Origin of the sequence: Thermococcus sp. 4557, assembly GCF_000221185.1 — an archaeon.
Lineage (GTDB): Archaea > Methanobacteriota_B > Thermococci > Thermococcales > Thermococcaceae > Thermococcus.
The window spans coordinates 1,560,673-1,570,693 of record NC_015865.1 but is presented as its reverse complement, the minus strand read 5'-3'; the positions used below and the strand labels follow the sequence as shown (position 1 = coordinate 1,570,693).

Below are 10,021 nucleotides of genomic sequence, written 5' to 3'. Positions count from 1 at the left end.
TAATGGGTAACAACCTTCCAAAGTCCGTTTTGAGGCACCTTGAACCGAACGAGGATGTTCTGTTCACAGTCCGCAAGAAGATAAGTGTGGAGAAGCCGAAGTGGCTCATCATCACGAACAGGAGGATAATCTACCTCGACGAGAAAATCCTGGGGAGGTACGAGATAAAGGCCATACCGTATCAGAAGCTTGAGGAGGTCACCGTTGAGCTGGGCGTCATATCCTCCGAGTTCCTCATAAAGGGTGAGGAGAACATAAGGCTCAAGCTCGGCTGGATGAACAAGGAGCAGGCGAGGAAGACGATAAACGCCATAAAGGATGCTCTGAACGCGATAGCCGTCGAGCCCGTGACGATAGAGGTCAAGAAGGGCCTGACCCACGAGACGTGGGTTCTGAAGAAGCCGGAGGAGCTCGTGACCCGCTTTGCCCCGGCCGGGGCCACCGTCCAGCACCAGCCGGCGGTGGAGAAGAAGGAAGACCCTATGGAGAAACTGAAGAAGCTCAAGGAGCTCTACGACATGGGCGTTATAAGCGCCGAAGAGTACGAAGAAAAGAGAAAGAAGCTTCTCGAACAGATTTAACCCCTTTTCTTCCAGATTATCAGGGCCGCCCCGAGCAGAAGGAGGGCGGCGAGGACGTAGGGGAGGGGATTCTCTCCAATTGGCCTGTGGACTATCGTCGTCGTTGGCATCGCTGGAGCCGTTTCGGTTTCAACGATGGGAGGCTCATCCCTCAGAACCACAACCGTGGAGTTCACGAAGCCGTAGAGGGTCACGTTGAGCGGTTCAAGCTCCCCCCATGGTGAACCAGTGTAGAGCTCCACAGAGAAGGCCGTTCCGTTGGGGAGAGGGGCAACGGTGAAGTAGTAGCCCGTCGAGGATTTAAACAGGGGCCTCGGTTCAGCGAGCTCCGGGAGGCTACCCTTAATCCAGAGCCTCCCGGTGAGGTTTGTGGCGTTGATGGCTATAAGCGCTGGAAGGTCGTTCCCCGAATAGTAGCGCAGCTTTGCCGGTTCGCTGGCCTTTCCCCCGGTTTCGACCACGACGTCGAGCCAGGCATTCTCAGTCTTCACCTCGGGAACCTCGACGAGTATCTCGGTCGAATTCCACGAGAGAACCCTCGCATCGACGCCGCCGATGATGACCCTTCCTGAGGAGCCGAAGCCGGCTCCACCTATAAGGATTCTCTGGCCGGGCTGGGCGATGTAAGGGGTCACCGAGCCTATGAGGGGTTCTTTCTGCTCCCCTTCGATGTGGAAGACGTAGAAGCTGTTGTGCAGGAGTTCCAGGAATGCCTTTCCATTCGAAACGCTCATCTGAGCGCCGGCCAGGGCATCGCGGTAAGTTCCGTCGGGCCAGTTGAGGTTGAGGGTCAGACTGACGGGCGAGCCCTTGTTCATGACAACTAGAAGCTTATGGCTTCCAAAGGTTCTCTCAAAGGCCCATACGGAGTAGTTGGCATAGAGGGTCCTGAAGTCTCCAAAGGCCAGGGCATCGTTGGTCTTTCTCAGCTCCGCCAGGGTTCTGATTATCCCCGCCGCCTCGGTGGTGTTGTTGAAGGCCATCATCGGCCGGTTGTACGGGTCGCCCTTCCCGTCCCTGCTCACGAGGTAGCTCTCGTCGCCGTAGTATATCACCGGAATCCCTGGCAGGGTCATCGTCAGTGCCAGAGCCATGTGGAAGCGCTCCACCGCGTCGTCCCGCTTTGCCGCGTTGAGGAAGCGGACGAGGTCGTGGCTGTCGAGGAAGTTCAGCTGCTTGTTAGGATAGACAAAGAGAGAGTAGTAACCCTCAAGCGTTCTGGAGAGGGTTTCGAGGCTTCCCACGAAGCCGAAGGTCCTCACTATGTCCTCCCTTATAGGTATGTTGAGAACCGGCGAGACGTTGGAGTAGCGGTAGAGCTCGTAGAGGTCGTCGCTCCTTTCCGGCGAGAGGGAGTAGTACTCCCCGTAGATGAAGAGGGGGGCTCTGGAGTAGAGGCGCAGGTAGAGGCTCTCAAGCCAGCCGAGTTCCATGTGTTTAACGGCGTCGATCCTGAAGCCGCAGGCCCCTGAGTCGGCGAAGAGGAGCGCGCCCTCCGTGAGGTATGAATCGACCCAGGGGTTGAGCTGGTTGAAGTCGGCCAGGCCGAAGAGGTTGGCGTACTTGAGGGGAATTCCCTCCCACGTGAATATGTTGCCGTTGTGGTGGTAGACGTTCTCCCTGATGCCCGTGTACGGGTTCACCGTCGCGTTCTTGGTGTCCCGGTAGTAGTCGGTTACAAAGGTGCCGTTGTCGTAGAGCGCTCCAAACTCACCGTCCGTCGCCGGGTTGGAGTGGTTGGGAACGTAATCGACGATTATACAGATGCCCCTCCTTCGGGCCTCCTGCACGAGCCTCTTGAAGTCCTCCCAGGTTCCAAAGTGCTCATCTATGCGTTTATAATCGCGCGTCCAGTAGCCGTGGTACGGTGCACTTCCGGCCGCCATCCTGTTGATGTTGTCGTTGAGAGGGGAGACCCATATCGTTGATACGCCGAGGCTCTGGATGTAGTCGAGCTTCTCGGTGAGGCCTTCCAGGTCGCCGCCCCAGTAGAGGCGGTAGCTGGTGTGGGTCGGGTCGTAGAAGGGCTCGTTGTTGCTCTGGTTCCCATCGTAGAAGCGGTCAACCATCACCTGGTAGATGACGTCCCGCTCGGGCACCGCATAGGCCCCGGCGGGGGGCAGTATCAGAAGCATCATCAGAATCACAGCTAAGGCTGCCCTCATTATATCACCAAAAGTGATAAGGAAGGAGGTTTAAAAATCTTCACACTATGGTCTTGATATATCCCTGAAGCTCAGGGAAACCGTGGAACCAACTATAGAGCTGTTCGAGGCTTTGATAACACGGAGCCTGTATTTGCCGCCCTCGAAATCCCACCGGAGCACCGTGCTGGCGGTTTCCTCGAAGAAAGCTAGCAGCTCCGGGAAATACCTCTCCATCATATCCGCGTTGAGGAGGTACAGCGCCACGCGGCTCTTCTTCCCGACGAAGGTCGAGATGTTGCGGAGCAGCCGTATACTCTCGTGCCGATCAAGGGCGATAAAGAGCTTGTGGATTCCCAGAACAGGATTGAAGACAACATCCTCCGGGACTATCTTCTCGTATATCTCATCGTAGTACCTGAAATCGAGGGAGTACTTATCGACCTCCACCCTTCCAAAGACGCTTCCGATATCTCTGCTGCCCCCTATCTTTATGACAGGGGCATTCTTGAGGTCCTCAAGCTCCAGCCCCATGAGGTCCAGGCGAACGAGACTCTCCACGAAGGCATCGGAGATGTCGTCGATTATGATAGGTGCCCCCCTGGCCCTGCACCTGCGACAGATGAGGTAGAGGAGAAGCTCGGGGGAGGAAATCGCACTGTACTCAATCAGGACTGTCTCACCGGGTCTGAGCCCAAAGAGAACCGAGTCCACAGCGTGAGCACCCATTGTAACATCACCGGATACATTTTACAATGGCAAAGTATAAAAGGTTACCGCGGCGGCCGCTGTTTCACACTATTCTAGCCACCGTCAGCACCCTCGGGGAGACGAAGGAACCCCTGCGAACAGTTTCACGCCCAACTGCGAGGATCGACCGCAGAACCTCGAAGGCGTTTCCAACGAGCATGTTGTCCCTGAAGGGCCGAAGCTCCCCGTTCCTCACGACGTATCCCAGCTCAACGGTCAGCGAGAAGTCGCCGCTGACGGGGTTGGCGGTGTGCTCGCCGAAGACTTTTTTAACCGCGATCCCCTCGAAGTCGCGGAGGCTCTCCTTCCCCGGCTCGACCAGCAGGTTGCTCGTCCCTATGTGAGGCATTGTTCTGAAGTCCCGAACCGCGTTGCCCGTGCTCTCCATGCTCAGAAACGAGGCGTACGTGTGGTCAAGAAGGAAGGACTTCAGAACGCCATCCTCAACGAGAACCGTCCTTCTGGAGGGAGTCCCCTCACCGTCGAAGGAGTAGCTTCCTGGGAGGCCCTCGATCGATGGGTCGTCGATGACGGTAAGTTCCTCAGAGGCGGCATGCTCACCGGGCCGCGAAAACCTGCTTCTGCCAAAGTAAACGCTGTCGCCGTAGAGGTTCTCTAGCAGAATGCCCAGGATCGCCCCAAATGCCTCCGGCTCGAGAACCAGCTCGCCGGAGTATCCCCCGAGCTTTCCGGCGGCTCCGCTCAGCTCCGCCTCCTCTACGGCGAGGGTTATAGCCCGCTCAAGCTCCTCAAAGGGCTGAAGCGAGCGGTACGACTGATAGTACGAGCCGGTTCCTGTTCTCCCACCCTCTTTAACCGCGTATGCGGAAACGCTCATTCCCGTGGAGCGCTCCTCGAGGAAAACACCGTTCGAGTTTGCAACGCCGTAGGTGTTGACGCCGAAAGCCAGCGAGCCGGAGAGGGTAACCCCCTCACCCTTGAGCTCCGCCATACTGGATGCAAAGTCGCCCGCGAGGGCATAGGCGTCTTCAAAGGGAATCTCGTCGATGAGCCTGTCGTAGAGTCCACCGACGGGGCGCGGCTTTTCCCCGGAGGGGAACCCAGCAAAGGGCACCTCGCTTATCTTCGCGAGCTTTATCGTTCTTTTCACAAAGCTTTCAAGCGTTTCGCGGTCGTGGGCGAGCCCGGTGATGTAGGAGAAGCCGAGTTTACCCCTGTAACCGATGCGGAGGCCTATCCCCGAATGGAACTTTCTCTGGGAGCGCTCAAGTCTCTCGCGCTCTATCCTGAAGGAGCCTCCCCTGCCCCTCTCCCAGTAGAGCTCCCACTCCACGTTCTCGCGCTCGAGGATTCCAATAAGTTCGTCTATCATCGGTTCACCGGGGAGAGTTCGAGGGGGAATTTAAAAGGCATTCTGCTACTCCCCAATGACCTCGTTGTACAGCTTGAGGAGCCGCTCGTAGGCATTTTCCTTTATCGCGGCCAGCTCCCCGAAGAGCGTCGCAACCTCCTCATCACCCGCCATCCTCTGGAGCTTTCTGTAGATGTCCCTGCCCATCGCCTCGGAAATCAGGGCCAGCGCCAGGGCGTTTTCAACGTCTCCCACCCTCATCATCTCAGTGCACACCGGCAGGGTGTCCAGAGGCGGGGCATTGAACTCCAGGGGCTTCATACCGGGGTAGAGCCTCTCGAACAGCTCGGACATCTGGGCCGCGTGCTTCCTCTTCTCCCCAGCCAGCTGAAGGAACTCGTCGGCAAGCATCCCCTCAACGCGCTTGGCCAGCCACTCGTAGGTCTCGGCCCCGCACTTCTCGTTGCATATCGCGTAGCTGAGGAGTTCGTACCCGTTCAGGTTCTTCAGCAGGATCTCCACGTCTTGAATAATATCAACGTCTATCACCATTTTCACCACCATATATAAAATTAAAGGTTGATGTATATACGCTTTGCTTTCAAATCTCACGAATCCAAGACAGAAACCATCCCTCAGCGAAGCCCGCCCACCAGCGCCCTCGTGAGCACGTGCGGGCCGCCGTCGTCAACCGGAACCCACTGCCCCTTGCCGCAGTAGCCAGGAAAATCGACCTTCAGGTCGTTCCCGATGGCGTGGATGTTTCTCAGGACGTCGAGTATGCTTCCGGACAGGGCCACGTCGCGGACCATCTCCTTTACCTCGCCGTTCTCAATCACGTAGCCCTCCCTCGCGCCGAAGGTGAAGGTGCCTCCGGCCGTATCAACCTCGCCGCCCTTGTCGCCGACCATATAGAGGCCGTTCTTGACCTCCTCAACCATCTCTTCAAAGCTCCAGTCGCCGGGCTCAACGTAGGTGTTGCTCATCCTCACGAGGGGCTGGTAGTTGTAGCCCTGGGCACGGGCGTGGCCGTTCGGCTCGAGGCCGAGAAGCGCGCTCGTCTCACGGTCGTTGAGGTAGTTCACCAGCACCCCGTCCCGGATTATCTCGACGCGCCTCGCCTTAACCCCCTCGTCGTCGTACACGTAGGAGCCGAACCTGCCGGGCAGCGTCGGGTCGTCAACGACGGTGAGACCCTCAACGGCTATCCTCTCCCCCAGCCTGCCCGCGAGTATGCTGTCGCCGTTCTTGACCGCGTCCGCCTCGGCGGCGTGGCCGAGGGCCTCGTGGATGAAAACCCCCGTAAGCTCCGGGTCCATTATCACATCGAACTCGCCCGATGGTGGCGAGCGAGCGTGGAGTAGGGAGACGGCTTTTTCCTTAATCACCTCCGCCCAATGGGGGAAGTCTATGCCCTCCACAAGCTCCCAGCCAGCGGTTCCTCCAAAGCTCTTCCAGTAGGCCTGCATCTCGCCGTTCTCCCTGGCGGTGACCGAAAGGGCGATGCGGAGGCGCGGGGTCACGGTCTCTATTTCGCTTCCCAGGGAGTTGAAGTAGAAGGTCTCCTTGAGACCGTCCCCGTAGTGGACGCGCCTGCTCGAGACTTTATCGCCTTTCAGAAGGGAATCGATCTCCTTCACCAGGGCGAGCTTGTCCCCGATGTCAACTTCGGTGAAGGGCTTTTTGACACCGATAACCGCCCTGTCCTTCATGGGGTCACCCAGGTAGATCTCCGATTTCCCCTTTGAGAGCCTCGCAATTTTCATCGCCGTTTTTATAGCGTCCTCCGCCCTCCTCATATCGTTCGCGCTGGAGAACCCCCAGGCACCGTTGAACGCCCTGACGCCTATTCCCATCTCGGTGTTGAGGGAAAGCTCCTCAAGCTGGCCGTTCTGCATGCCGAGATGGGCGGCCGTGACACGGGTTATCCTAATCTCATAATATGATATACCGTAACGTCCCGCCAGTTCCTCGGCCTTTCTCACAAGCTCCTCCATACGCACACCGCTGGACATAAAAGGGAGTTCCTTTATATGGGTTGTCATAAAGGACGGGTATAGATGGATGAACCACAGTGTTTAAGTGTTGGGTATGGAGAGGCGTAACGAGATACTCGAAACCATCACGGACAAGCCGGGGATAACATTCCGGGAGCTGGCAAGGGAGCTCGAGTTAGGCATAGGCGACCTGCAGTACCATCTCCGAAAACTCGAGAAGGAAGGCAGGGTGTTCTCAAGGAAAACGGGCAAGAGGCGCTACCTGTTCCCGAAGGGCTTTGAGGAGAAGGCGCAGAGGCTGCTCATAGCCATATCCACTGAGACCAGGAGGAGGATTCTGCTGCTCCTCATGGAGGGGCCGAAGAATCAGAAGGAGATGGCGAGGAGCCTCGGACTCAGCCAGCCGACGGTGAGCTACCACATGAACGAACTGATAAAGCTCGGCGTCGTGACCGCGGAGAAGGAAAGCAGGAGCGTCATATACACCCTCTCCTACGATCCCGAGCTGATAGCAAGGCTGATAAAGGAGTACCGGCCGAGCCTGTGGGAGAAGCTGGCCGACAACCTGATAGACCTGCTGACGAGCGTGGGTGATGGAGAATGATGGAAACCCTACTCACTATCGTGGCGCTGATCCTTGCGCTGACGCTGGCTGGAATCTCTTTCATCGCGTACAGGAAGAGCCATCTGCGCCCTGCAATGTACCTGATGATAGCCTTCCTCCTGCTCGCGATCAAAAAGACGATAGAGACCGCCAAACTGGCGGCGTGGATAGAGCGGGACGTGGAGCTGGTGGTGGGCGCCCTGGAGGTTGTCGTTCTGACCCTGCTGGTGCTCTCGCTCTGGAGGCGCTAGCGAACCACCATGACAGGGGGGTTTATCAGACCGACGACCTCCTCGAGAAGGCTCCCTATTCTCGTTTTTCCGCTCCTGCCGTAGGCACCCATGACGACCAAACTGTAATTACCGGAGTTGGCCTCCTCGAGGATCTTCTCCTTGGCGGGACCCTCAACTACCCTGAAGGAGCAGTTCACGCCCTCCTCCTGACAAAACTCCAGAAGGTTCGTCATCAGGTTCTTGATGCTCCTCTTCATGTCCTCCCATATCTCCGCCTCAAACCTCTCAACCTCCGAGAGGTTCTCGCTGAACATCCCAAGGTTGAAGGCCATGGCCCTGGCCTCCCTCCTGTCCAGGACAGAGAAGAGTATGACCTTCCCCCTCTTCTTCTTGGCTATGGCGATGGCGTGAAGCGCCGCCTTCTGGCTCCACTTCGAACCATCAACGAGGACGAGTATCCGCATAACATCACACCCCTATGTACCTTATCCAGATCAGCCCCAGTCCTATGGCAACGGTGACGAACATTATAACGAGTCCAACCTTGAGGAAGTCCATAAACGTTATCCGAACACCCTCCCTGCCGGCGATACCGAGAACAACAACGTTGGCGCTCGCACCGATGGCGGTTCCGTTGCCGCCGAGGCAGGCTCCGAGGGAGAGGGCCCACCAGAGCGGATAAATGTTCATCGAACTCCCCATCGCCTTTATGAGAGGTATCATTGCCGCGGTGAGGGGAATGTTGTCCACTATCGCGGATGAGATTGCTGAGAACCAGGTTATTATAATCAGCGCCTCACCTGTGTTGCCGATGTACCCCAGTATCCAGCGGGCAACCTGATCGATGATGCCCGTCTCCACGAGTGCCCCCACCAGTATGAAAAGGCCCATGAAGAAGAATATCGCCGTCCACTCGACCTTTTCGAGTATCTCCTCGGGATCCATCTGCTCCACAGGAGGAGAACGGAGGCACCGGTGAGGGCAACGACGGCCGGCTCAATCCCGAGCCTGTCGTGGATGAAGAAGAGCATGACGACCCCGATTATGACCGCCACGGACTTCTTGAAGAGGGAGTAGTCCCTTATGGCCTCATTCTCATCGAGCTCGCCGATGGTCGAGAGTATCCTATCCCTCTTGGCGTCGCTGATCTTCATAGAGTTCCTGTAAACAAGGTAGATTATCCCAAGGGAGACGAACAGATCCACGAGCGCTATCGGACCCATGTTGATGAGGAACTCGTTGAAGCTCAGCCCGGCCGCGGAGCCTATCATTATGTTGGGCGGGTCGCCGATGAGGGTGGCAGCCCCACCGATATTGGAGGCGAAAACCTCCGACAGGAGAAACGGAACGGGGTTGATGTCCATGAGACGGGTTATGTAGAGAAGCATCGGCGTCAGAAGCAGAACAGTTGTAACGTTGTCGAGAACCGAGCTTATGAGGGCGGTAACGACGGCGAACAGCAGGAGAACCTTCATGGGGCTCCCCTTGGCAAACTTAGCGGTCTTTATTGCTATAAATTCAAAGAGGCCGCTCTCCTTGGCGGTGTTTACTATTATCATCATGCCGATTAGGAGCAACAGTGTGTCGAGATCGAGGTGCTCGGGGAGCGCCTCCCACGGCACTATGCCCAAGAACAGCACGACGGCCGCACCGAAGAGGGCCGCAACGGTTCTGTGAACCCTCTCGCTGATTATCATGGCGTAGGTTATCAGGAACACTGCGACGGCTATTCCTGTCATGATCGTCTGCTCCATGGTCACCACCCAACTAGTAGATTATAACCGGGCTCTCAAGATGCTGGACTATCTTCAGAACGACGGGGCTCACGGGGGACGTCTTGGTGACCTCCGAGCCGTAGCTCCTGGACACCACGAGGAGGTCGAAGTTCTCGTTCTCCATAAGTCTTATGACGTCGTCACTCTTGCTCCCGATGAACTGTCTCCTCTCTATCCTAAGGCCCAGCTCCTCGAGTCTTGGGGCTATTTTGAGCACCAGGGATCTGGCAAATTCCATTTTGGCATTTCTAAGCTTTTCGGCCTCCTCCTTGCCAAGGGTCTGCTCAATGAGAGCCAGGGTACGTTTCTCCGAGATGTAAACGAGCGTCACGGACGCACCGCTGTAGGCGCTCAGCGTGTCGTAGAGCCCCTCCGGTATCTCGCCGGAGAACCTGTCGATGGGGATCAAAATCGAACGAACCTCTGGAAGCACGAACTCCTCAGGAAGGAGCAAAAACTCCCGGTACCTCCGGGTTATCTCCTCGTACCGGTCGGCAGCGATGTTTTGGAACTTCCTCTGGATGAGCCGGCTGAATATGTCCATTCTCCTCCCCCGTCTGACAGTTGTTGGTGGATATATAAGGATTTTGTTACAGGCTTCTAATTAAAAGAATGAACCACAAAC

Annotated in this window: 10 protein-coding genes and 1 pseudogene; 3 read left to right on the top strand and 8 right to left on the bottom strand. The window is 56.9% G+C overall.

Features of this window, described 5'->3' with window-relative positions:
* Nucleotides 1-2: 2 nt before the first annotated feature.
* Nucleotides 3-581 carry a PH domain-containing protein gene (locus tag GQS_RS08265; RefSeq protein WP_014013231.1) on the top strand — a complete coding sequence of 193 codons (579 nt, stop codon included), beginning with the start codon at nt 3-5 and terminating at the stop codon, nt 579-581.
* Here GQS_RS08265 and GQS_RS08260 read toward each other — a convergent pair.
* The 5 genes from GQS_RS08260 to GQS_RS08240 form a co-directional block, all read right to left on the bottom strand.
* A complete protein-coding gene (locus tag GQS_RS08260) occupies nt 578-2,746 on the bottom strand; it encodes an alpha-amylase family glycosyl hydrolase (protein WP_014013230.1) in 2,169 nt (722 codons plus the stop codon). The genes GQS_RS08265 and GQS_RS08260 overlap by 4 nt on opposite strands.
* Nucleotides 2,747-2,791: 45 nt before the next feature.
* Nucleotides 2,792-3,454 carry a DUF257 family protein gene (locus tag GQS_RS08255; protein WP_014013229.1) on the bottom strand — a complete coding sequence of 221 codons (663 nt, stop codon included), beginning with the start codon at nt 3,452-3,454 and terminating at the stop codon, nt 2,792-2,794.
* Nucleotides 3,455-3,518: 64 nt separating this feature from the next.
* A complete protein-coding gene (locus tag GQS_RS08250) occupies nt 3,519-4,808 on the bottom strand; it encodes a TldD/PmbA family protein (protein WP_014013228.1) in 1,290 nt (429 codons plus the stop codon).
* 45 nt (nt 4,809-4,853) lie between these two features.
* Nucleotides 4,854-5,351, bottom strand: coding sequence for a ferritin family protein (locus GQS_RS08245; protein WP_083818284.1), 498 nt, complete (start codon nt 5,349-5,351; stop codon nt 4,854-4,856).
* A gap of 71 nt (nt 5,352-5,422) precedes the next feature.
* On the bottom strand, nt 5,423-6,784 hold the full coding sequence (locus tag GQS_RS08240; RefSeq protein WP_014013226.1) for a TldD/PmbA family protein: 1,362 nt from the start codon (nt 6,782-6,784) through the stop codon (nt 5,423-5,425).
* Nucleotides 6,785-6,878: 94 nt separating this feature from the next.
* Between GQS_RS08240 and GQS_RS08235 the strand changes: the two genes are divergently transcribed.
* On the top strand, nt 6,879-7,388 hold the full coding sequence (locus tag GQS_RS08235) for a metalloregulator ArsR/SmtB family transcription factor (RefSeq protein WP_014013225.1): 510 nt from the start codon (nt 6,879-6,881) through the stop codon (nt 7,386-7,388).
* Nucleotides 7,385-7,639: a hypothetical protein gene (locus tag GQS_RS08230; RefSeq protein ID WP_014013224.1), complete on the top strand. Its 255-nt coding sequence runs from the start codon at nt 7,385-7,387 to the stop codon at nt 7,637-7,639. The genes GQS_RS08235 and GQS_RS08230 overlap by 4 nt, the downstream gene beginning before the upstream one ends.
* Here the strand turns inward: GQS_RS08230 and GQS_RS08225 are convergent.
* The 3 genes and pseudogenes from GQS_RS08225 to GQS_RS08215 all read right to left on the bottom strand — a co-directional run bounded on the left by GQS_RS08225 (nt 7,636) and on the right by GQS_RS08215 (nt 9,940).
* Nucleotides 7,636-8,085: a universal stress protein gene (locus GQS_RS08225; protein ID WP_014013223.1), complete on the bottom strand. Its 450-nt coding sequence runs from the start codon at nt 8,083-8,085 to the stop codon at nt 7,636-7,638. The genes GQS_RS08230 and GQS_RS08225 overlap by 4 nt on opposite strands.
* Before the next feature lie 4 nt (nt 8,086-8,089).
* A pseudogene (locus GQS_RS08220) lies at nt 8,090-9,375 on the bottom strand (SLC13 family permease).
* A gap of 13 nt (nt 9,376-9,388) precedes the next feature.
* Nucleotides 9,389-9,940 carry a universal stress protein gene (locus GQS_RS08215; protein WP_014013222.1) on the bottom strand — a complete coding sequence of 184 codons (552 nt, stop codon included), beginning with the start codon at nt 9,938-9,940 and terminating at the stop codon, nt 9,389-9,391.
* Nucleotides 9,941-10,021: the final 81 nt, after the last annotated feature.

Bases quoted from the DNA above. Each gene is read 5' to 3' on its own strand.
- GQS_RS08265 (WP_014013231.1), top strand. From the start codon at position 3: ATGGGTAACAACCTTCCAAAGTCCGTTTTGAGGCACCTTGAACCGAAC.
- GQS_RS08240 (WP_014013226.1), bottom strand. From the start codon at position 6,784: ATGGAGGAGCTTGTGAGAAAGGCCGAGGAACTGGCGGGACGTTACGGT.
- GQS_RS08245 (WP_083818284.1), bottom strand. From the start codon at position 5,351: ATGGTGGTGAAAATGGTGATAGACGTTGATATTATTCAAGACGTGGAG.
- GQS_RS08225 (WP_014013223.1), bottom strand. From the start codon at position 8,085: ATGCGGATACTCGTCCTCGTTGATGGTTCGAAGTGGAGCCAGAAGGCG.
- GQS_RS08230 (WP_014013224.1), top strand. From the start codon at position 7,385: ATGATGGAAACCCTACTCACTATCGTGGCGCTGATCCTTGCGCTGACG.
- GQS_RS08215 (WP_014013222.1), bottom strand. From the start codon at position 9,940: ATGGACATATTCAGCCGGCTCATCCAGAGGAAGTTCCAAAACATCGCT.
- GQS_RS08235 (WP_014013225.1), top strand. From the start codon at position 6,879: ATGGAGAGGCGTAACGAGATACTCGAAACCATCACGGACAAGCCGGGG.
- GQS_RS08255 (WP_014013229.1), bottom strand. From the start codon at position 3,454: ATGGGTGCTCACGCTGTGGACTCGGTTCTCTTTGGGCTCAGACCCGGT.
- GQS_RS08260 (WP_014013230.1), bottom strand. From the start codon at position 2,746: ATGAGGGCAGCCTTAGCTGTGATTCTGATGATGCTTCTGATACTGCCC.
- GQS_RS08250 (WP_014013228.1), bottom strand. From the start codon at position 4,808: ATGATAGACGAACTTATTGGAATCCTCGAGCGCGAGAACGTGGAGTGG.